The following is a 21,867-nucleotide window of genomic DNA, read 5'->3' as shown; positions in this document are numbered from 1 at the left end:
TTAGCGCAGTACTTTGGCAACCACGTCTAACAGTTTTTTCGGATCAAATGGCTTCACCATCCAACCTGTCGCACCCGCCGCCTTGCCTTTCTGCTTCATCGCGTCACTCGCTTCCGTCGTCAAGACAATAAGTGGAGTACGGGCGTAGGCAGGTAAAGTACGCAATGACTTGATTAAAGTAATGCCATCCATATTCGGCATATTTTGATCTGTAAGGACAAAATCAAAACGCTCCAAGCGACACATATTTAACGCTTCTTGGCCATCTTTCGCTGATTTAACAGCATAACCAGCGCCTTTAAGCGTCATTTCTACCATCTGACGTACTGATGGCGAGTCATCAACGATCAGTAAATTTTTACTCATAACGGTTACCTAATACTCCAAAGTGACATGAGTGGTATTTGTAATTTGGTCATAGTGGAAGCGTGAACTAAGGGTGGAAATCAGCTTAAGTCCACGACCATGGGCTGCTCCTTCAGAGCCGCTTTTGTTAATATCTAGCACATAGCCGCTGCCGCTATCAGACAGAGCTAATGTCAATGTTTGTGTTTGTTCGTCCCAAGCGATGTCTATACAAACCTTAGCATCTTTTGCAATAGCAAGCTTCGCTTCATCGCGTAAGGTTAAGTAGTTGATAAAGTCATTTTCTTTGGTATCCGACGATATACCAAACAAGCCGTGATCTACAGAATTCAAGAAAAGCTCGGTGATTACGGTAAAAATACGCTGACAAAAATCTTTTTTGAATCCATAACCTGACAACATTTCGGATAGGCTGAATGGGAATTTTTCGTTGTTTAATGATTTCCCAGATAGTTCAAAATGGAATTTGAAATCGCCTCTTACTGGCTCGTGTACTTCTTTTGACGAATTAAGTTCGTCTACGACCTCGGCAACATTCAGTAGCGCCAAGGTAATATCATCATGATCTTTAGATAGATTGATATAATCTTCATAAGAGTGCATTCGCTCTACCAACCCAGGTAGGTCAGAAATACCGTCAGCAATCATCTCGTAAGCTTCATCAAATGAAATTTTACGCCCCTCGATGACTTTGTTCTCGATGAGTCCGTCACTAAACAAGGCTAACGCCCCGACCCCCCTGAGCGGCAACGTTTCCATCTTGGTGCTAACCATATCAGCGGGCAAAATCCCAATCGCCATATTTTGTGAAGCAACTTTGTTAACCAAGCGTCCGTCATGATCAAACACCAGCACTTTAGGCATACCACCACTCCAGATTCGGATGGTGTCCGAGGAAGGAGAAACCTCCATCAGGATAGTCGCCACAAAGCGGTTTTGAGGAATACTTTGAGAGTGCTTAACACTTAACTCTTTGATGATTGCCCCAAGTGATAAGCCTTTGCCTACCATTGCCGAAAAGGTGGAAACCATCGGATAAATAGTTAATGCTGCTGCCATTCCATGACCAGTTGCATCGGCTAGCATCACAATCAAGCTGCCATTAGGTGCCTTTGATGACACAAGAATGTCACCACAAAAACGCCCACTGGAGCGCTCAACCACTTGCAGACCAGAAACCGGCGTGTTGTGCATCATCAATATGTGGTCATACACATAGTGAGCCAGTTGCTCCTCTTGTTCTTTCTCATGAGAGATTCGTTGGTACATCTCGTTGGCTTCGAATAATGCCTTTTCAGTCTCATAGGCCTTAATAAAACTCAGCACTTTACTCGCCAGCAAAAGTGGATGAATCGGCTTCCGAATAAAGTCACGGACTCCAGCCGCGAAAAACTCCGAGATACGAGAATGCTCATGATCTGCTGTCATGATCAACACGGGCACCATAGGATACAAGAGGCGTATCTTTGGTAAAATAGAGGTTGAATCCCCATCTGGAAGATTCACATCCAACAAATACAAATCAATGCTAGCATCGTGAAAATGCTGTTCTGCTTCTGCCAACGTACAAGCTACTACCACGTCCACTCCCTGCTCTTCCAGAGATTTGGAAATGATCATGCGGGTAGTGGCATTGTCCTCTAAAATTAGGACTCGTGGTGGAGTCTGCATAACCTAGACTCACTCGTACTTAAAAAGAGTCGAGAAGTTAGCCATATCCAGAATATCTTTGGCGGTACCGGTGACGTTGCGAATAACACCCTTACCACCATTTGTGGTGATTTTTCGATGCAATAAAACCATCATCCCCAACGCAGAAGAATCGATATAAGTCACTCGAGAAAAGTCGAGCACGATTTCTTTTGAAGTCGCTAACGCTTTGTCGTACGCCTCCGTAAACCACTTGTGGGTACTAAAGTCGAAACGCTCGGGAATGCTAATAACTGCTGATTGTGACATAGCCTCTACCTACTACTCTGTAAACGGACATCAGAACAAATCGATGTCACCACTCTCAATATCCTGTTGTGACACGGGATTATGCTTGTCTTTGTTTCTCGTCCTGATCGCTTCAAGTTTTTCACCAAGAACTCGTTCTAGATCCTCAAAGGAATGCTGCTTGATACTTTGCAAGTGATCGGCAATAAACTGGAGTGTGTCCAACGTGTATTGAATATTTTGACGGTTGATATCATCAAACTGAAGACCTCGAGTAGCTGCAAAAATGGACGATTCCAAACTGCTAGCCAAAGCATCCAATTCACGCGTGACCTCGGCATCGGATTCTGCCTTATCAACGATATGATCCAAGGCTTGCTGCATGGTTTTCTTGGATTCCATAATGTAAGTTACATCGTGAGCCGCTAGACGTTCCATTGAAGTGGTCAGGTCTGCCACCTGTTGCTGCATCTTTTGCAAACGCCCTTGAATTGCGACACTGAAACCCGCTGAACGGTTTGATAATGACCGTACTTCATCTGCTACCACAGCAAAGCCACGTCCTGCTTCACCGGCGCGGGCAGCTTCGATCGCTGCATTCAAAGCAAGCAAGTTCGTTTGCTCTGCAATATCATCAATATCTTTTAGCGCCTTGGTAATCTGAGGCATCTCGTCATGGATTGCGTTAACCTTGGTAAGGAGCTCCATGGAAGCCGCTGACATTTCCACTGTGCTATTGATAAATCGGTCTAAGGTATTCGCAGTATGATCAGCAAAATCACGCATGACTTCACTATAACTACGCCCGTCACTCTGACCGTCAGACACCAACGTACGAATACAGTCAGATTGGTTGCCAATCAGCCGATTGGTTTCTTCAAATGATTGACTCAACAGCGAGACAGCACTCATTTGGGTAGTTAATACATTGTTAAGGTCATCGGTACACACTTCAATGATCGGCACCAATTCGTCATGAAACAGCTTTTGCGCCTCTTCATGGGCATTGTTCAACTGTGTAGTGACAGGAGCCTCCTCAATCTTCTCGATTTGAGGGCGGGATAGAAAAACCAGCAGGATCCCAGATAAAGCTAACACAATGAAGGCTGGCCAGTGGAATTGAGAGAACGCAAGTACACCTGCAACAACAACTGCAAAAAGATGAATGGAGGCTATTTTTAGCATGAAGGATCCAACGCAAGTAAAAGTGATCTATTACACGAAAGATTACACTCTGTTGCGTTCCCATACATTTGTCTGCAAAAACGCACCTGAAATACGCCAACTCACTACAGATTCATCTTAAGTTTCTCTGACATACTCGTGTCACAGGAAGTCTAGGAGGCACCAAGGATCATCCTTACTTATTCTGACAGGTAGTCTCTCCAAAATGGCACTTAGTGAAAAACATTACCCTCAGGCCCAAAAATCACCCGACAACCAACGTCTGGTTGCTTTCCCTTTTGGCGCCAAAATGTTGACGCAGGACTTCAAAGTCTACGATATTGGCGTGACGCATCTGGGAAGTCGCAAGCTTCTCATTCGTTCAGACATCAAAGTAACGATTGCATCCATGATCAAAGTGAGAGCCGTCGTCTTGATTGATGGCGTCAAAAATCAGGTCGATTTCATCGGCAAAGTCGCAAGCTGTATACTCAAAGACAACAGTTATCGGTTACAGTTAAATCTGACCTATGCCTGCAAAGCTGGTGAAAGCTTGCTAAGCAAAGTTTCAGGATAGCCCCATTCTTGTTTTAGAGTAGTTGTATGAGCAATCAGTCGATTATTGATCTTTTTTACGAACGTATAAAAAATGACGAATTATTGCCAGATGGTGCAGTGGCAAGACGTACCATTATAAACTGCAAGCTTGAGCCTGTAGCTTACGAGGTGATGCTCAAAGGCAATGAGACTAATGCTGACGTAATGGATGAAATTGTCCAATTTACCGCTCAGATAGAATTGACGGAGACTCTTCCAAGTTATTTGACTACTCACAGCGTCAATATGCTGAAGGCTTCGCTACGGGTGCAAGCACCCGGCAATACGGTCATGGTAGTGAATGACACGCTGCTGCAAAACCCGCTTATACGCCAAACCCTAGAAGAAGGCACTATAGCCAACCATAGGTTTCTATTAGATTTTGAGGATCATCGGCGCCCTAGCCGTGCTGCTTGTGATCTGTTCTCCGAGTTTCGCGTGCACTTTTCCAGCATGGAAGCCAGTACCGCTGCAATCTATCACTTAAAGGCTTGCCAAGTCGATGTGGATAGAATCTTGGTAGACGGTATCAATAGTCGAGATCTAATTGATTTTTTTGCCGGGCTTGGGATTAAGCGCTTTCAAGGGCCAATCTTTTCAGATCGTAGCGTATACGTACGTAAGGACTTCTCTCTTTCCGGCAGCAATTTAAATGCATTATTGCAATTAGATCTGGGCGTCAACTTCGATTTTAAGAAAGTGGCTGAGGTGGTCAAACGCGATATCAATATGATGTATCGCTTTTTAAAGGTGGCCAACGCCGCAGGTCGCTCCAAGGTGATGATATCGAGCGTTGAGCACGCGCTGGTATATCTTGGACAAATAGAAGTTAAAAAAATTATCTCGCTGTTTATTGTCACCGAGGCAGGTCGTGGCAAGCCCCACGCCTTATTAAAAACAGCATTTACCTACGCCGCTTTCTGCGAAGGCGTTGCCGAAGCCTTGGATGAAGGGAATGTGTTTCATGGCTATATTGTCGGGCTATTCTCTGTTTTGGATTTGATCCTAGAGGTTAATCAAAAGAACCTTATCGCCAATCTCGGTTTACCGGAAGACGTTGAGCTAGCTATTCTCTACAAGCAGGGCCCCCTTGGCTTAGCTCTTCAAGCGCTCGAAAACGCTGAGATCAGCGGCGATCTTGATTTTAAAGCATTACGCAGCTGTAGCAATTTAGAGCAACCGTTGCTAAATCAACTTTACCTCAAGGCTTTGAAACAGGCCGATGAAATTTTTACGCAGCTAATTGGCAGCTAACTCAGCTTGTCTCATTAAACTGTCCCTCCAGAGGAATCCCCGTCGGAAACCGCGCCACACAATATATTGCACTATTATCGGTTTCATACTCCGATAATAGTGCCACAAAGACTCCACACTACTCCTCAATATGGCGTTTCAAGCCTCTTTACCTGCCCAAAATTTACGCATAACAAACGTAGTGTAAATGCATAATTCTGCCGTTTTCAGAAAACAATTGGAGGTTTAAACAAGATTAAACTGTGGAGATAGCACAGGTGTAATGCAGACTTATGTCTGCCTCATAGTGTTTCAGCCAAGACTTTGTCAGTGCATTTTGCGCTTTTTCACAAGTCTTTTTGGCCTAACCACGGGAGAGGAATTACTCCAGAACTAGGCATTTAACTATCTTGCAGGAAACGAAAAGATGACTTCAATTGAACAATTAAAAGCTGCTCGTGAGAGCGCAGTTTCTTTAACTAAGAACGGCGCACCTCAGGCTACTAGCAACCAATTTTTTGGTGTAGGTCCAATCACCGATATGACTTTGAACGAAGTAGACGCACGCTTGTTGCGTTTCGAGTTCGACGCATGGTTGGAAGAAAACTACCCGAAATTGGATGACAAAGGTAACCGCATCGGCAGCTTTACTACGGCGGAAATCGGTCGTGGTATGCACCGTGGTTATCCTGCAGATAAAGTATTAAACGACATGATGCGCGAAATCCACCGCTACTTCGGTTTCCCAAAATCTAACAGCATGGCTGTTGGTCTTGGTGGTGGTCACAGCGGTTTTACAGCTGCCGCTTTACACCTCATGACGGCTAACGATCCATCTCAGATCGTTTTCGTTGACACGCCTAAACCTGAATCTGCAGAGGGTAAAGCAGGCGGTTTCTTCCGTCAGTCTTGGGGCACACAGCTGACTGAACTACAACGCTACGCCACGAATGGTGACGAAAGTCGCATTATCTTCGCTGAAGGCGAAGGCGCGATTCCAAGTGCATCTTTCCTACTAGGAAAGGGCGTTAAGCTATTCTTCGGTGTAGGTCACGAGACCACTGGCGCAACCACTTACACTGAACAAGAAATCCGCAATCTACTTGAGTGGGTTGACGCAAACCCAGAAGAGCACCATGCGGTAATCGATGCGACTTCTCTGCTAGGCGCTATGCCTTGGGCACAAGAGCTAGTTGATGGCGTATTGACGAAATGTAATATGTTCATGCCATTCCAAAAAGCAATCGGTGGTATTTCTGGTTACTTCATCGTATCCCTAACCAAGCCAGCGCTTGCTCGCATCAATGCGAACCAAAAGGATCCTTCTTGGGCGATCCCACGTCAGCTAAAAATCGCTGTGCCTCGTGATGCAAAAGCACCTTTAACAAGTGAGAAAACAACGGACCTTGGTCCTATCTACGATGCTGAAAAAGATCAAATGCTTGGCGGCATTATCAACACTTTCAGTACATTAGCATTTGCCGAAACCACTTTCGCAATTCTCCGTAATGAGCGCATGATCGGTGATGTTTACGCGCTAAACGCTCGTTCTAAAGCAAACCGTGATTTGGTAAATGAATGGATTGCTAACAACGACTTATTCGAGCTTGGTGTTGCGAATGCTGATTCTCGCGGTGCTGCAGTAACTCTGTTGAAAGTGACCGACAGTGATATTACTGACCCAGAAGTACACGCTAAGATCATCGCAAAATCTAAGCAGATGCTTGGTTATGAGGGTATCACTCATGCCGATGGCACCCACGAGAAAGGTCTTGATGTAGCCCGCTACGTAAACGCTTTCCCAAGCACGCCTGGTGATTACCGTGCGTGGATCGGTGGCATCCGTCCGACTCAAGACATCGTTGCCCTATTGGAAAACATCCAGTACTGCTACCTACGTGCAAAAAATGCGGTACTTGAAGACATGTTAGTAGCTCAAGGCGAGTCTTTTGAAAGCGCCGTATCTGCCTCTTCTTCCGAAGAAGTGCGTTTTGATGACGCGAACCGCGCTTACAAAGTATTGATCGCTGATCTTGTTGGTATGGTATTCAATGCTGATGGGGAAGCTGACTGCTCTGAAGTGGCTGCTTACATTAAATCTCAAGGTGGCGAATTCCATTTCGGTTCTGTTTCAGAAGCAGGCGATCTAGAAAAAGGTAAAGTTCACTTCTTCTATCAGCCAAGCCTAAGCCGTGAAGACGAGTTACTAGCAGAAACTGGAGAAGGTCAATACGACGCGGTAATCGCAGCTGCTACCTTCTTCCCTGCTGCAGCTAAATTCGAGCTAGGCGGCGTACGTATCGGTGCGGGTACTGGCAACATGGGTTCTGCTAGCTGGGGTGGCGGTAACGGTGAAGGTGGTGTTGCACCACTGATGAACACACCAAGCTTCAACTCTCGTGCCACTGCACAAGCAGCCATGAAAGCGCTTCTAAAAGTACTTCCAGACCTGCAAGTAAGCGCAATGCACGATCGCGTTGTGGCTGGCGACTTCGACACAGGTAAAAACCTAGCGGAATTCCCAACCACTAAACTTGAAGGCAAGAAACTTGCTGTCATCGGTTACGGCAACATCGGTCGTGAAGTGGCGAAACTAGGCGCAGCGTTCGGTATGAAAGTATCCGTTTATGCTCGTCCAGCTCACCAACAGTGGATCGAGTCTGAAGGCTTCACCTACGCTGCTAGCATCGTTGAAGCAGCACAAGACGCTGACGTACTTAGCCCACACACTGGTCTTGGTGCATTCAACGCAGAAACAGGCAAATTTGCTAACTCCGACATCATCAATGCAGAAGTATTCTCTGCCATGAAGCAAGGAGCAGTATTAGTAAACTATGATCGTGGTGAAGTGGTTGACATCGAAGCCCTTGATGCAGCACTTGCGAGCGGTCAGATCCGCTACGCAGCTATCGACGCGGACCTATTCAAAGACCCAGAAACTGGTGCTTTGTCTGGCCCAATGGTGCCTTACCGCAATATCTACGAGAAACACGTAGGTAAAATGGAGCTACTACCACACGCGGCAGCGGACACTGAGCACGTTTCACGTGTAGAAGGCGCTAAGCAAGCAGTTGATCAGATTCTATCTGTGATCAAGTACCGTAAAGTAGTGAACCTAAAAGGTAATCTACCAGAAGGTTACACAGATGGTGGTGCGAAGACTGTTAATGGTGTGGGCAAAGTTAACTCTAGCTCTGTTGCGAACCTATCTGACGAGCAGATCAAGCAACTTGCTGACAGCGCAACGAAAATGGCGGCTTACTGGGGCGCGATCAATGCAACTCAAGACGCAGACAAGCGTGCAGCTCTAGTAGCTGAGTACACTGAAATGATGGTGTTGAACTCTAATATCTACGGCACCTTGATGGCTCAGAACGGTTTGCAAGGACCTTTCGGTAAATAACAGCCATTTGGTTGACTAGATAGACCAACAAGCCGCATCAACACCATAAATGGTTTTGTTGATGCGGCTTTTTTATGTTCTTATGCTGGAAAGCGTATAAAGGAGAGTAGATTTGCAAACCGTAGAAAAAGAGTCTGCCATCGCCATTTTTAATGCGGCCATTGATGCGGTTGCCGGTTACAACGCAACCCAACGAGCAGTAAGTGCATTTGATGACTTTAAACCCGACCAAATCATTGCCGTTGGAAAAGCAGCGAGCGGTATGTGTGCCGGTGCGTTAGCCGCATTAGGCTATCACTGCCCTGCCCTCTTGGTCACAAAATACGATCACACTGACGCAGCAATGTGGGCAGCAGAAAATGTTACTGTCATTGAATCTGCGCACCCCGTACCGGATCAGCACTCGTTAGATGCCGGTACAAAGATGCTAGAGACAGTAAACGAAATGCCGATCGGCAGTCATTTATTGCTATTGGTATCGGGGGGTACATCCGCCCTATCCGAAGCGTTGCCTGATGACGTGACGCTAGAAGACTGGCAGCAACTGACCGATCAAATGCTGGCGGCAGGTTTTAACATCGGTCAAATTAACGCGCGCCGCAAAGAAACCTCTTTGATCAAAGATGGTAAATTGCTGGAAAACTTCAAGGGAAAAGAAGTTCGCGTGCTAGCCATTTCCGATGTAGAAGGTGATAGCATTAGCACCATTGGCTCTGGCACCGGCGACACTAAGCGATGCCCAACCCAATCTAGCATTGATTTAATTGCCACCAATGAAGTGGCCCGACTGGCTGCAGCCGCCAAGGCAAGCGAACTCGGCTTTGAGGTAAAACAAAATCGGGAATGCCTATACGATGATGTTGCCGTCTTATCTGAGCGCTTGGGTAAAGAAATCGCACAAGCAGAAACTGGCGTCTATATTTTCGGTGGCGAACCCACTGTAAAACTACCTGAAAACCCAGGCAGTGGCGGCCGTAACCAAGCGTTAGCGCTTGGTTTAGCACAACATATTGTAGGTCGAAATGACGTAACCATTTTAGTCGCTGGCACCGATGGTAGTGATGGTCCAACCGATGCAGCTGGCGGTATCGTCGATGGAACCACGGCAACGGATGTTGCAGGAGCAAATAATGCGCTTAAACGTGCCGATGCGGGAACTTACCTCCGCGAACACGGCGGCATTTTTATAACAGGACCTACCAACACCAATGTCATGGATATTGTGGTTGCGATCGTGAGCTAACCTTTTCGCATAACAAAAGCTCTCCCCGGCGATCAATAACGTCCGGGGGAGTTTCTTTGCTTTAAAGTACCGAGTTATATCAAATCTTTACCAAACTCATACCATAAGCAACCACTATATATTGGTACGCTCCACGGTTATCTCCTATCATCTTGGTCTGCATTTATCAAAGCGGATGCACAGCCTGCGGCACGAGTTTGTCAGCTTTCCCATATCCGCCTAAAAAAGTCACTGAAAGGGAGTTTCCCATGAATATGCGCAGCTGGTTGTCGTCAGCTTTAGTATTAGTTGTCATGTTGGCAGGATCAACCAGCTATGCAGCTAAACTTGCTGATTATTTTATCGAAACATGGACCTCTAACGATGGCTTACCTCACAATAGCATTAATGCCATTGCTCAATCTGAAGACGGCTATCTTTGGTTTGCTACATGGGAAGGTGTAGCGCAATACAATGGTCGAGACTTTAAGCTTTTAGGGCGCGATGCGGTTAACGGCATACTGGATTCTGGCACGAGAGCTTTGGTCGCAGACAGCAATAACCAGCTTTGGATAGGCGGTGCTCGAGGGAGTTTGACCCTGCGCGAAAGCTATGACTGGTTTCCGCAACCAGCTGCAACTAGCCTAGTGAATCACGTCATGATTGACCAAGCTAAAAATCTCTGGATTGCCGTTCAAGGCAAAGGAATTTTTAAACGTGAGTACACAGCAACCCACCAATATGCAGCCGAGAAAGCCATCGTTACTGGTTTCAGCGGCTATCGCCTGACCCAACTCCCCAATGGGGATATTTATGCGGCAACAGATCTAGGTCTATACCGCATTCATGATGAAAAGGCGCAACCCGTTCATTTCCCTGATGGGATTACGCCAAAGCGCATCATGCATGTTGCCACCGATAGCCAAGGGCGACTGCTGGTTGCGACAGAAATGGGAGCTTGGCGCATGGATAATCAGGTTCTTACCCCAGTCCATGAAAGCCTGATTAACGAATCGATTACTGTCATTGAAGAAGACAGCGATGGCAACCTTTGGTTGGGCACCATCGCCTCTGGTCTGATTCGAGTTGATGGGGAGATCGTGGAACGCATGGAGGTCGCTGATGGACTACCAAATAGCCGGGTCATCTCTATTTTCCAAGATCTAGAAGGCAGTATTTGGGTCGGAACAAATGGCGGTTTGATGCGCTTACGGGAAGCCCCTTTTGTTGCCTTTACCAAAACAGATGGGCTCTATGGTGACTTCGTTCGAGCGGTATTGCCCTATGGGAACGAAGGCGTTTTAGTTGGCTCAGATGCGGGTTTAAACCTTATCGTTGGTGATCAGATCCGCTCATTTACTCCAGCGCCAGCGCCAACGTTATCAGTCCTAAGTTTAGCGTCGCTAAAAAATGGCGATGTGCTCGTGGGCACTTATTTACATGGAGTTTATCGACTTGCTGGAGATCAACTCACTCCATTTATGAGTATGGCTGAAGGATTACCAACTACAGAAGTACGCGCCATATTGCAGGATAAAAGTGGCGACCTTTGGTTTGGCACGCCAGTTGGTCTAGCACATTATTCCGTAGCTACGAAACAGGTTCAAATCTACACCAAAGCCAATAGCGCTATGCCTGATGACTATGTGGTGGCTTTAGCAGAAGATGAATTTGGTCGTATCTGGTTTGGTACGGGTATTGGTGCCGGTTATATCGAGAATGGTAAAGTCACTGCACTGCCGATTGAAGACTACGAAGAAGCCCAGTTTAGCTTCGGCTTTCAAATCGAGCCCGGCTTTGTGTGGATAGCAACCGACCGTGGCATTATTCGCTTCAAACAAGCGGATCAATCGTTGGCTATCATAAGCCGCTCCCATGGACTCCCGATCGACAAATTCTTCCAAGTTGTAAAAGACAACAGCGGCAGCTTGTGGCTATCTAGCAACCGTGGCTTGTGGCGTATTCCCTATGATCAAGCTCATAATGTAGCCGATGGGAAACAAGCGACTATCCCGTTTGATCGATTTGGACGTGGGGATGGCATGGGAAGCAGCCAAGCTAATGGTGGCTCCAACCCTGCTTTAACAATGTCCCCAGATGGCAATATGTATGTAGCAACGGCATTAGGTGTTTCTCGGGTCAATCCATTTGCACTTAGTCAGGCAGATCAATATCTACTTCCGGTGGTGATCGAAGAAGTCGCCTTTGGCGAGAACGCTATTAATCCATCCCATGACAATATTGTACCAGCAGGCACAGACCGTATTCGTTTCTCTTATGCAGGACTAGGCTACCTGATGCCAAGTCGATTGGAATACCGCACCCAATTATTGGGGTTTGAGGAGAACTGGAGCTTTAAAGGAGCACAAAGCGTCGCGGAATATACCAACTTACCACCGGGAAACTATGAATTTCGCGTCGCGGCTCGTTATCCTTACGGCACCTGGAGTGAGGCAGATTTTCACTACGCATTCACGGTAGAACCATTTTGGTGGCAGCGTGCGGACGTACGCGTTGGCCTAGTATTGATTACACTGGTTGGTTTGGGCGCCATCATTTACTTACGCATCTACTCATTGCAACAGAGAGAGCGTCACCTCCAGCAACAAGTCGATATTCAAACAAAAGCCTTGCGTCAGCAATCAGAAGAGTTTGAACGCCTAAGTAACGAAGACGTATTAACTGGACTTGCCAATCGACGTGCCTTTGATACTGCATTGCGTCAGCACTTAAGCAATACTAGCGCGGAAACCCCACTTACCTTGGCGATTCTAGATATTGACCATTTCAAGAAGATTAATGACACCTACAGTCACGTGGCTGGTGATCAGGTAATCAATGCTGTTGCAGACACGTTAAAGCATTTCCCGAATTTAGACATTACCGCACGTTGGGGCGGTGAGGAATTTGCCTGTCTAGTTTACGGTGACACCGAGTCCGTGCTTAAGCAATTCGAACAACTTCGCAACAGCATTGCTCAGACTCAAGTAGATATTGGCAAGGAGCGCTTAAGTGTCACCGTGAGTATCGGTGTCGCCAGTAGCTCTCAAAGCAGAAATTACAGCGAGCTACTGCAACTCGCTGACAAAGCGCTGTATCGAGCTAAGAAAAGTGGGCGTAACCGAGTTGTGCATTGGTAATCCATCACTGTCCGGTGAATACTAGTAATTCATCGGGCGGTTCTCATCCTACAAAAACATTAGTGCCAACGCAGAGCCACACACAGCCATAAAAATGGTCTCTATAACCAGCAGTAAGATAGCGGCCATACCGACTTTACGTAGTTTATTTAGCTGGGTACGCATACCAATCGCGGCAATCGCCACGATCAGACACCATCGTGATAGACTAGCCACCATCTCACTTAGATCTTGAGTGATTAATCCCATAGTGTTTGCCAACATAAGCAGAATGAACACCACTAGAAAACCCGGTATTGGGAAGGTTCGCGTTGCCCGACTTTCATATTGATGACGAGCAAAAAATAGCGCCAGAAAAAATACAATAGGTGCCAGCATAGCGACTCTAAACAGTTTGATCACCGTAGCCGTGTCTCCTGCATATTCAGATACCCCATAGCCAGCCCCGACTACCTGGGCAACGTCATGAATCGTTGCTCCCAAAAAATATCCGATGGCCCTCTCATCCATTCCCAGCCAGTTTGCTAGCATCGGGTAAAAAATCATCGCCGTAGTACTCATTGCAGTAATACCCACGATAGTGAACACGACGGACCGATCAGCATCTTGGCTTTTAGGTAAAATGGCTGCCACTGCGGCAGTAGCGGATGCACCACAAATAGCGACAGCACATCCCCCCAGTAGACCCATATTGGCGGGTAACTTCATTAGTCTCCCAAGCACAACTCCAAGCAAAATGACGGCAACAACCAAGGTCGCCGTTGCAACTAATATGGGAACACCAAAATCAGTCAATGAGCCGAAGGTGATACGAGCCCCGAGGAGCGCTACCCCGACTCTAAGGATGGTTGTTGCACTAAACTCGACGCCCTTTACGGTTGCCTCTGACTCAGACATAAAATTAAAGCTCATGCCAAGTAGCAGTGCCATCAGCATCACTGGGGCACCATAATGCTCACTAAGGAACGCTGCCGATAGCCCCATCATTGCTGCTAGCATCACACCACGAATTTTGGGCGCAAAAAAGCCAATTGGGTTGAACATAAATCACCCATTTAGGAAAGTATCAAGTTGTTGGAGAAAGGGGCAGAGAACACTGCCCCTAATATGAGTAGGTATTACTTAAGATCAGCAGCGTACTCGGCTGCGACTTTTTGCTCCGCTTTTTGCGCGGCATCATTCAGCAGGTTGTACCACTTCTCGCCGTCTTCTACGTTCTCTTTGAACCAGTCATAAACTGGGGCCGCAGCTTTGGCAAACTCTGCTTTTTGCTCAGGCGTTGGTACATAAAGCTCACCCCCTGCTTCATTAAAGGCTTTGTATGCCGCGATTGACTTACGCTTTGGCGAAGCAAAGGTAGCTTGTTGCAGGGCTGAAAAACCGTCGACGACTACACGACGCAGGTCTTCAGGCAAGTCCATGAACGTATTGTTATTCATGTACCAAAGAGCAGACATGTACGCATGACCATCTAGGGTGACATATTTGAGACCAGCATCAGTGAACTTCATGCCCATGATGTCGGTGATACCATTTTTTGACCCCTCAACAACACCAGTTTGGAATGAAGTGAACAAATCACCCCATGGAATTGGCGTTGGGCTTGCCCCCAACGAACGTACTAACTCCTGCGGTAAATCGGATACCACGGTACGGATCTTCAACCCTTTCAGGTCACCCGGTTCTTTTATTGTACGTTTGGTATTCGCAAAGTTACGCCAGCCACCTGTGTTACCGATGGTCATCAAGCGTACGGTATTATCCGAATCTTCGAGAATTTGTTTACGTAATTCACGGGTGAAATCACCGGTTAGCACTTCTTCAGCAATACGGTCATCACGCAGTACATAAGGCAAGTCCAACACTTGTACATAAGGGTACATGGCTGATGCTCCACCAGATGTCGAGATGTAAATATCTAGCGATCCATACTCCAATCCCTCCAGACATTCTACACCGTTGCCACAAAGCTGAGTGCCCATATAGATATCTACACCGATGCGCCCATTGGAGTGAGATTCTACAAAGTCCTTAAACACGACCAAACCGTCGTAGTCTTCGTCATTCTCGTTAGAGTTTGCCACCGCACGCAGGTTAAACTCCGCCGCTTGGCTTAAGCCAGATAGCAGAACTCCAGCACCAATTAACGTAGCGGCAACCACACCATTTATTTTTGTTTTCGTGAACATTGATCAGTCCTCTTTTGGTTTTTTGCTTTGCGTTATGTCTATCAGGTCGCCAGCCCTAGTAATCTAGGTACTGTCATCGATAGAGATGGGAAGAAAGTCACCAGAAATATGACGGCAACTTCGACTGCCAAAAACGGCAGAATTGCTCGGGAGATAGTTTCGATGCGTTCGCCCGACACGCTGGAGGCCACGAACAGCACCAACCCCATAGGTGGCGTAGCCAGTCCCACGGTCAGATTCACGCTCATAATGATGGCAAAATGAATTGGATCGATTCCCAGATTGACAAAGATGGGTCCCAGAATCGGCCCTAAGATAATGATGGCCGGACCAGCATCTAAAAACATACCGACAATGAACAACAGGATATTGATCAAAAACAGTAGCATTAGTGGGTTTTCACTTATGGTTAACACCCAATTTGCGAGAATCTCTGCGCTGTGAGACAGGCTAACGACCGTTTTAAAAGCAATAGCGGACCCAACTAGCAGCAACACAACAGCTGATGCTTTGGCTCCTTTAATAAAGATATCCGGTAAATCCTTCAGCTTGACCGTTTTCATTACCCACACACTGATAATCAATGCATAGGCAGTCGCTACGGCAGATGCCTCTGTTGGTGTGAACACACCACCAATAATTCCCCCCAAGATAATCACCGGAGCGAATAAAGGAAACACCGCGTTACGTGTGGCACTCCCCCGCTCACGCCAAGTTGCTTTGGGGCCAGCCACCGGAAAATCATATTTCTTCGCCATCATGGCAACCATGGCCATCAGTCCGAGGCCAATTAAGATTCCAGGGACGATACCAGCGGCAAATAAGGCGGCTACTGAGACTTCCATGGTATAGGCATAAATAATCATAATGCCGGATGGGGGGATTATTGGTCCGATTACCGAAGAAGCTGCGGTGATAGCCGTTGCGAATTTACGCGAATAGCCATTCTTCTCCATGGCTGGAATCATCATCGAGCCAATTGCCGAAGTATCAGCTACTGCTGAACCGGAAAGTCCGGCAAATAGCATACTAGATAGGATGTTGACGTGAGCCAACCCGCCGCGAACATGACCAATAAATGATTGGGAAAACTGCACCAGATTCATCGTAATGCCACCCCGATTCATCAGTTCTCCGGCCAACATGAAGAACGGAATGGCCATTAACGGAAAGGAGTCTATACCGTTGTAGATATTCCGAAATAGTAGGGAAATGTCCCGTTCCATACCGGTGGCGTACAGCATAATTCCCGGCGCTGCCAACATGGCGAAAAAGACCGGCATCCCGATAAGCAGCAGAATTAAAAATAGAGGTAAGAACAGCGCTAACATAGTTTTGTCTCTTGTTGTTATTGTAAGTTCTGTCAGATGAGCTTATTGATTAGTCTGCTGTAGCGTCAGCACGTACTTCGCCGCGTAATGCAAAATCGTCTCGACGCCCAAACAACACCCCAATTTCCCTGAGGCATAATTCGATATTCGCCAGCAGCATGGTGATAAAACACACCGGCATTGCCAAATAGATCCATGCACGTGAAATATGAATGGAGGCGGCACGGGAGCGGAATCCTCGCTCGAAGAACTCAACCCCCATCATGGAAAGTTTTACCAAGACAGCACCAGCAGTGAGTAAGAGCAAAAGCTTTAGCAAACTTGACGCTCTTCTGGGTAAGGCATAGAGAAACATGTCAATGGCAACGAAAGAGCCCTTACGATAGGCCTCTCCAGCCACCATCGCCATCATCCAAATCATAAGTGCCCGAGCCGCTTCTTCTGGCCAAGGCAGAGCATTACCCAATACATAACGACAAAATACCTGCAACAGAATCACGCTAATCATTAGCGCAACCAATATCCAAGCAATATTTCTACCGATGCGATGTAGCAGCAAATTAAGGGACGTTAACCACGCCACCAAAGTGTGTAACAGAGCCATGAGACGTTCTCCCAATCTTGTTATTCTTTTTTTCGAATAGTCTTAAGGCACTTCTTGTCCGTTAGCAGCAGTCCAGAGTTCAAACCAAGTTTCCCTTTCCATATGAACGCTTACTGCTTGGGACAGTTTTTGGATTCGTTCTAAATTGTTGGTGCCGACTACTGGCAAGATATTCGCAGGGTGTGCCAACAACCAAGCTAGCGCAATATGATCGTCAGTCACACCAGTAATTGCCGAGATTTTATGAAAGACATCACGCAGTCTCTGGGCAGCAGGCGTATCCCCGAATAGTGCCCCACCACCTAAAGGTGACCAAGCCATTGGTGTTAAACCATCAATCTGCATGGCACTTAGGGTGCCATCAATGAAGGCATCCTGTTTGAGGAGGCTCATCTCCACTTGATTGACCGCTAATTGATGACGCATATTCGCTTGTAGCAAACGCCAGTCCCATACATTGAAATTCGACACTCCTACTGCACGTACCTTGCCACTGTCCACAAGAGCATCTAATGCTGCTCCCGTTTGCGCCGCATCCATAAACGGGTCTGGACGATGAATCAAAAGCAAATCTAGATAGTCGGTATGCAGGTTACGTAAGCTTTGCTCCACACTCTGAGTAATGTAAGTTGGGCTGGTATCGTAAAATTTGACTCGGCGATTTGGGAATTTCTCGGATAACAGTGCAATGTCGCACTTTGACACTAATTGCATCTGTTCCCGTCGAGCCCCGCCAGTAGCTAGAGCACGGCCGAATAACTGTTCACACTCGTAGTCGCCATAAATATCGGCATGATCAAAGGTGCTGATTCCTTGCTCGAGACACAAATCGATCTTTTTATTTACATGAGACAAAGTGACATCACTATCATCGGCTAACCGCCACACGCCATACACGAGTCGACTCAACTGAACCTGTGTACTACCAATTTGCACCTTTTGCATTACGGATCTCCCAATTTCGAAAAGCCTATCAACGGCCATTTTCTTTGGATTTGTTTTTATTTTGACTCCCGTCATAGACACCGTAGTAGGAATCGGCTTGTCAGGAGCTTGTATATTTACCCTAACAGTGTATTCTAATGATGTAAATCAATAGTGAATGAATTTTAAAAAAAATCTCCTCGAAGAGGAAAAATGCAGACAGATGACGGCGATTTTGTAGGGAAAAATCATCGCCGATGGCGCTTTATGCTTACAGTGACAGCAACGGCAGGTAAGATAATACCAATGCAGAAACACAGTATCGGAAAGCGCTATGGATAAAAAAAACAAGACCAAACAGTTGCCGTTGTACATCCAAATCAGTGAATTGTTGCACCGAGAGATCGCTGCCGGTCACTGGCAAGCAGGAGATCGTCTGCCAATCGAGGCGGAACTTGCGGCAACCCTTGGAGTAGCAGTTGGCACACTGCGTAAAGCACTGAAAAAATTGGAAGACGATGGCTTACTTGAGCGTCGCCAGGGCTCTGGTAACTATGTAAAGCGAGCTCCGGGGGGACGCGCCATTTATCAGTTTTTTCATTTGGAAACACTTACCGGAGGCGGCGTACCTACCGCAGATACTCTCGCTGTGAGCATAGATGATGATAGTTTTGCTCGGCAACAGTTAGGGGTAGCGGGTGATGACAAGCTTTGGTGTGTAAAACGAGCCCGTTACCTAAATCGGGAGCTTGTTGCAATGGAGCAAATTTGGTTTAAGCATGCCCACGCTCCAAATCTTAAACCCAAGGATTTACATGAATCCTTGTACTTGCACTACCGAGATCACTTTTCGTTTTGGATCAGTCGGGTAGAGGATGAAATAGACTGCGCTGTCGCTCCAAATTGGGTGACAGATCACTTGGGATTACCCCAAGAAACAATATTGCCAAAGGTGCATCGTCGCAGCTGGTCGAATGAGGGTCTTATCGAGGAATTTTCTTTTACTTGGTATGACCCAACCAGATGTAGGTACATTGCCCGATGGCATTAAACCAACTCATAACAATAAGAGGTTTATACCATGGGAAAAACCGTCCGGTACGGCATTCTGGGTTGTGGCATGATGGGGCAGGAGCACCTGCGCAACCTTGCCCTTATAGACGGAGCTGAAGTCGTTGCGATCACTGAGCCCAACGCTCAGATGCGGCAAAGCTGTTTGCAATTGGTGCCCGATGCGATCTTTTTTGACACGCTGGAAGAAATGCTGAAGGCTGACCTGAAACTTGAGGCCCTGGTAATCGCTACACCCAACTACCAGCACGCAGACCAACTACTGACATTATTCGAACGTACTCACCTCCCCATTTTGGTGGAAAAACCAGTAGTAAGTAGTCTGGATCAAATAGCAAAGGTACGGGCAGCTGCCAGTCGCCATCCTGCGCCAGTTTGGGTTGCAATGGAATACCGCTATATGCCACCCGTTGCGAAATTTCGAGAACAATTACTCGCTGGCGATATCGGTGACCTGAAGATGCTCAATATCCGCGAGCACCGCTTCCCATTCCTAGAAAAAGTGGATGACTGGAATCGTTTCAACGCTAAAACCGGCGGTACACTGGTAGAAAAATGCTGTCACTTTTTCGACCTAATGCGCTTGCTCACACAAAGTGAAGCTAAACGGGTTTACGCCTCAACCGGTCAAGACTGTAATCATTTGGATGAAAGCTACGCCGGACAAACGCCAGACATCATCGACAATGCTTTTGTCATCGTAGACTTTGCCAACGGTAAACGTGCTTGCTTGGATCTCAATATGTTCGCTGAAGGATCTCGCTACCAAGAGGAAATCTGCGCCATCGGCCCTACAGCCAAACTAGAATGCTTTGTACCAGGACCTGGACGCTTCTGGCCAACTGAAACGCTAGGTGAGGCACCGGTACCCAAGGTCATACTCAGCCCGCGCCATCCCAAAGGGCCAATTGAGGCCGACATCCCCGTCGATGATACGCTGTTAGCCGCCGGAGACCATAACGGCTCGACCTATTATCAGCACGTTGGTTTCTTCGCGGCAGTCACACAACGGCAACCTGTTGATGTCTCGATCGAAGACGGACTAAAAGCAGTGGTAATAGGCTTAGCTGCCCAGCATTCTGCGCAAACGGGTCAGGCTGTCGAGATCACTGAGTCCGGCTTTTCGTTTAAATAAAATATAAGTAAATCAATAGCTAAGAATGGAAAAGGTAAAATTTACATAAAATTCATTCACTATTGATTTACTTTTTTCTCAGCAGCGATTAGAGTGATTTATAATTCATCTACTATTGATTCATATCAATAAATGAATTCTTTATTTAATTAGTAGCAATTTAGGGGAGCAATTATGAGTGTGGCAATTTCCAAACTTGCAGAACAAAAACAAGTAAATGGGTTGGATTTTCCATTACTGGTGGTACCACATAACGATGCCGTAAAAACAGACAAAGCCGCGTTTCTTCAGTGGATATCCGAGCATAAAACAGAACTACATAATCATTTGATTAAACACGGGACACTTCTATTCCGAGGCTTTCCTGTGGCTAGCTCCGAAGATTTTGAGCAAATGCTAGATCAAACGGATTATCAAAATATGCCTTATGTGGGCGGCGCTGCTCCCCGGGCTCAAGTTACGCAATCGCGCATTGTGACGGCGAATGAATCCCCAGCCTCGGAGAAAATCCCATTCCACCACGAAATGGCGCAAGTTCCGACACCTCCTGGTTATATTTTCTTCTATTGCGAAACCTCCGCTGCCAAAGGCGGTGCAACCTCTATACTGCACTCTGCAGAGATCTGCCAACGCTTCTTTGAGATCGCCCCAGAATTCGCCAAGAAGGTGGAAGAACAGGGGGTGCGCTATGTACGGGTAATGCCAGAAACAACCGACAATAGCTCAGCTATAGGCCGTTCGTGGAAAGACACTTTTCATGTTACGACAAAAGAACAGGCGGAAGAAAAAATGCGCGAAGCTGGCATGAATTGGGAATGGTTAGAAAATGGCGACGTGCGTACCGAGACTCGCGTTCTGCCTGCAATTCGCTTTGATGAAGAAACTCAACAAAAGGTCTTTTTCAACTCTATTGTGGCTGTTTTTACCGGTTGGAACGACGCCCGCAATGAGGGTAAAAAGGCGGTGACCACTGCTGATGGTGAACCCATGGATGAAGCGGTATTGGATCAACTCGTGCAAGAAATGGACGAACTATGCGTCAACTTTCCTTGGCAAGCTGGAGATGTGCTGTGGGTGAACAACCACACTGTACTTCATGCCCGGCAGCCATTTGAAGGCGAACGCCGTATATTGGCTTCTATTTCTTTTAAATAATGGCAATTACGTGGCTAGTAGATAATTGAATGGTGTTGCCTAGCCTAATCTTCAGACTACAGCAGGTGGCAGTCAGACCCTCCACTAAGAGGGTCTAAATTTTAAAGGATAACTTGAGGCTCCGGTTTACCGGAGCATTCTGTTTGCGTAACGAATACTTGGCCAGCCTGTTCCCCGGCAATTTGCTCAGCAGTTAAACCTTCAGCAGCAGTAGTAACATAGAGGTGTCGGTTGTCAGGGCCACCGAAAGCTGGGCAGCTTACCTGGGACGCGGGAAAGCGATATTCTCCTATAGTTTCACCGTAAGCGTCACTAAATCAGCCTCTAGTTTTCGCGCTTAACCCCGCCCAAACTGTGTTTCGTCTATTCATCCACGGAGCACACAATATGAATGC

At 46.8% G+C, this 21,867-nt stretch carries 17 protein-coding genes and 1 pseudogene; 8 read left to right on the top strand and 10 right to left on the bottom strand.

Features of this window, described 5'->3' with window-relative positions:
- The 4 genes from FJM67_RS09090 to FJM67_RS17960 are packed head-to-tail and all read right to left on the bottom strand — an operon-like array spanning position 1 to position 3,012.
- Positions 1–366, bottom strand: a complete 366-nt coding sequence (locus FJM67_RS09090; protein ID WP_140588615.1) for a response regulator — start codon at positions 364–366, stop codon at positions 1–3.
- Positions 367–375: 9 nt separating this feature from the next.
- Complete coding sequence (locus FJM67_RS09085; RefSeq protein ID WP_140588613.1) at positions 376–2,037, bottom strand: fused response regulator/phosphatase; 1,662 nt, start codon at positions 2,035–2,037, stop codon at positions 376–378.
- Between the two features lie 9 nt (positions 2,038–2,046).
- A complete protein-coding gene (locus tag FJM67_RS09080; protein WP_140588611.1) occupies positions 2,047–2,325 on the bottom strand; it encodes an STAS domain-containing protein in 279 nt (92 codons plus the stop codon).
- Between the two features lie 30 nt (positions 2,326–2,355).
- Complete coding sequence (locus FJM67_RS17960; protein WP_407943598.1) at positions 2,356–3,012, bottom strand: methyl-accepting chemotaxis protein; 657 nt, start codon at positions 3,010–3,012, stop codon at positions 2,356–2,358.
- A 682-nt stretch (positions 3,013–3,694) separates the two neighbouring features.
- Here FJM67_RS17960 and FJM67_RS09070 point away from each other — a divergent pair.
- The 5 genes from FJM67_RS09070 (at position 3,695) to FJM67_RS09050 (ending at position 13,063) form a co-directional block, all read left to right on the top strand.
- Positions 3,695–4,045, top strand: coding sequence for a hypothetical protein (locus FJM67_RS09070; protein WP_140588606.1), 351 nt, complete (start codon positions 3,695–3,697; stop codon positions 4,043–4,045).
- A 26-nt stretch (positions 4,046–4,071) separates the two neighbouring features.
- Positions 4,072–5,319 (top strand): HDOD domain-containing protein, encoded by a 1,248-nt coding sequence (locus FJM67_RS09065; protein ID WP_140588604.1) that lies wholly within the window; start codon positions 4,072–4,074, stop codon positions 5,317–5,319.
- Between the two features lie 406 nt (positions 5,320–5,725).
- Positions 5,726–8,701, top strand: coding sequence for an NAD(P)-dependent oxidoreductase (locus FJM67_RS09060; RefSeq protein WP_140588603.1), 2,976 nt, complete (start codon positions 5,726–5,728; stop codon positions 8,699–8,701).
- Positions 8,702–8,813: 112 nt separating this feature from the next.
- Positions 8,814–9,944: a DUF4147 domain-containing protein gene (locus FJM67_RS09055; protein ID WP_140588601.1), complete on the top strand. Its 1,131-nt coding sequence runs from the start codon at positions 8,814–8,816 to the stop codon at positions 9,942–9,944.
- A gap of 248 nt (positions 9,945–10,192) precedes the next feature.
- The gene (locus FJM67_RS09050) at positions 10,193–13,063 is read left to right on the top strand and encodes a ligand-binding sensor domain-containing protein (protein WP_140588599.1); all 2,871 of its coding nucleotides are present in this window, start codon (positions 10,193–10,195) and stop codon (positions 13,061–13,063) included.
- A gap of 48 nt (positions 13,064–13,111) precedes the next feature.
- On the opposite strand, the gene FJM67_RS09045 is transcribed toward FJM67_RS09050, so the two are convergent.
- The 5 genes from FJM67_RS09045 to FJM67_RS09025 form a co-directional block, all read right to left on the bottom strand.
- Entirely contained in the window at positions 13,112–14,107 is a 996-nt protein-coding gene (locus FJM67_RS09045; protein WP_140588598.1) for a YeiH family protein, read from the bottom strand.
- Between the two features lie 74 nt (positions 14,108–14,181).
- Positions 14,182–15,252 carry a TRAP transporter substrate-binding protein gene (locus tag FJM67_RS09040; protein ID WP_140588596.1) on the bottom strand — a complete coding sequence of 357 codons (1,071 nt, stop codon included), beginning with the start codon at positions 15,250–15,252 and terminating at the stop codon, positions 14,182–14,184.
- 41 nt (positions 15,253–15,293) lie between these two features.
- A complete protein-coding gene (locus tag FJM67_RS09035; RefSeq protein ID WP_140588595.1) occupies positions 15,294–16,583 on the bottom strand; it encodes a TRAP transporter large permease in 1,290 nt (429 codons plus the stop codon).
- 49 nt (positions 16,584–16,632) lie between these two features.
- Positions 16,633–17,187, bottom strand: coding sequence for a TRAP transporter small permease (locus FJM67_RS09030; RefSeq protein ID WP_140588593.1), 555 nt, complete (start codon positions 17,185–17,187; stop codon positions 16,633–16,635).
- 42 nt (positions 17,188–17,229) lie between these two features.
- Positions 17,230–18,132 (bottom strand): aldo/keto reductase, encoded by a 903-nt coding sequence (locus FJM67_RS09025; protein ID WP_140588591.1) that lies wholly within the window; start codon positions 18,130–18,132, stop codon positions 17,230–17,232.
- A gap of 313 nt (positions 18,133–18,445) precedes the next feature.
- Here FJM67_RS09025 and FJM67_RS09020 point away from each other — a divergent pair, with 313 nt between their 5' ends.
- The 3 genes from FJM67_RS09020 to FJM67_RS09010 all read left to right on the top strand — a co-directional run bounded on the left by FJM67_RS09020 (position 18,446) and on the right by FJM67_RS09010 (position 21,472).
- Entirely contained in the window at positions 18,446–19,162 is a 717-nt protein-coding gene (locus FJM67_RS09020) for a GntR family transcriptional regulator (protein WP_140588590.1), read from the top strand.
- 30 nt (positions 19,163–19,192) lie between these two features.
- Positions 19,193–20,317 (top strand): Gfo/Idh/MocA family protein, encoded by a 1,125-nt coding sequence (locus FJM67_RS09015; protein WP_140588588.1) that lies wholly within the window; start codon positions 19,193–19,195, stop codon positions 20,315–20,317.
- A gap of 174 nt (positions 20,318–20,491) precedes the next feature.
- On the top strand, positions 20,492–21,472 hold the full coding sequence (locus FJM67_RS09010; protein ID WP_140588587.1) for a TauD/TfdA family dioxygenase: 981 nt from the start codon (positions 20,492–20,494) through the stop codon (positions 21,470–21,472).
- Between the two features lie 101 nt (positions 21,473–21,573).
- On the opposite strand, the pseudogene FJM67_RS09005 reads toward FJM67_RS09010, so the two are convergent.
- Positions 21,574–21,768, bottom strand: a pseudogene (locus tag FJM67_RS09005) (SMP-30/gluconolactonase/LRE family protein); the annotation flags it as partial.
- Positions 21,769–21,867: the final 99 nt, after the last annotated feature.

The sequence above is a fragment of the Maribrevibacterium harenarium genome, assembly GCF_006385675.1.
GTDB classification, from domain to species: Bacteria; Pseudomonadota; Gammaproteobacteria; order Pseudomonadales; family Marinomonadaceae; genus Marinomonas; species Marinomonas harenarium.
The sequence above is the reverse complement of the archived record's forward strand: the minus strand, read 5'-3'. Positions and strand labels throughout refer to the sequence as shown.

Excerpts from the sequence above, each read along its gene's own strand:
- FJM67_RS09090 (WP_140588615.1), bottom strand. The coding sequence starts at position 366 with ATGAGTAAAAATTTACTGATCGTTGATGACTCGCCATCAGTACGTCAG.
- FJM67_RS09085 (WP_140588613.1), bottom strand. The coding sequence starts at position 2,037 with ATGCAGACTCCACCACGAGTCCTAATTTTAGAGGACAATGCCACTACC.
- FJM67_RS09080 (WP_140588611.1), bottom strand. The coding sequence starts at position 2,325 with ATGTCACAATCAGCAGTTATTAGCATTCCCGAGCGTTTCGACTTTAGT.
- FJM67_RS17960 (WP_407943598.1), bottom strand. The coding sequence starts at position 3,012 with ATGGAGCTCCTTACCAAGGTTAACGCAATCCATGACGAGATGCCTCAG.
- FJM67_RS09070 (WP_140588606.1), top strand. The coding sequence starts at position 3,695 with ATGGCACTTAGTGAAAAACATTACCCTCAGGCCCAAAAATCACCCGAC.
- FJM67_RS09065 (WP_140588604.1), top strand. The coding sequence starts at position 4,072 with ATGAGCAATCAGTCGATTATTGATCTTTTTTACGAACGTATAAAAAAT.
- FJM67_RS09060 (WP_140588603.1), top strand. The coding sequence starts at position 5,726 with ATGACTTCAATTGAACAATTAAAAGCTGCTCGTGAGAGCGCAGTTTCT.
- FJM67_RS09050 (WP_140588599.1), top strand. The coding sequence starts at position 10,193 with ATGAATATGCGCAGCTGGTTGTCGTCAGCTTTAGTATTAGTTGTCATG.
- FJM67_RS09045 (WP_140588598.1), bottom strand. The coding sequence starts at position 14,107 with ATGTTCAACCCAATTGGCTTTTTTGCGCCCAAAATTCGTGGTGTGATG.
- FJM67_RS09040 (WP_140588596.1), bottom strand. The coding sequence starts at position 15,252 with ATGTTCACGAAAACAAAAATAAATGGTGTGGTTGCCGCTACGTTAATT.
- FJM67_RS09035 (WP_140588595.1), bottom strand. The coding sequence starts at position 16,583 with ATGTTAGCGCTGTTCTTACCTCTATTTTTAATTCTGCTGCTTATCGGG.
- FJM67_RS09030 (WP_140588593.1), bottom strand. The coding sequence starts at position 17,187 with ATGGCTCTGTTACACACTTTGGTGGCGTGGTTAACGTCCCTTAATTTG.
- FJM67_RS09025 (WP_140588591.1), bottom strand. The coding sequence starts at position 18,132 with ATGCAAAAGGTGCAAATTGGTAGTACACAGGTTCAGTTGAGTCGACTC.
- FJM67_RS09020 (WP_140588590.1), top strand. The coding sequence starts at position 18,446 with ATGGATAAAAAAAACAAGACCAAACAGTTGCCGTTGTACATCCAAATC.
- FJM67_RS09015 (WP_140588588.1), top strand. The coding sequence starts at position 19,193 with ATGGGAAAAACCGTCCGGTACGGCATTCTGGGTTGTGGCATGATGGGG.
- FJM67_RS09010 (WP_140588587.1), top strand. The coding sequence starts at position 20,492 with ATGAGTGTGGCAATTTCCAAACTTGCAGAACAAAAACAAGTAAATGGG.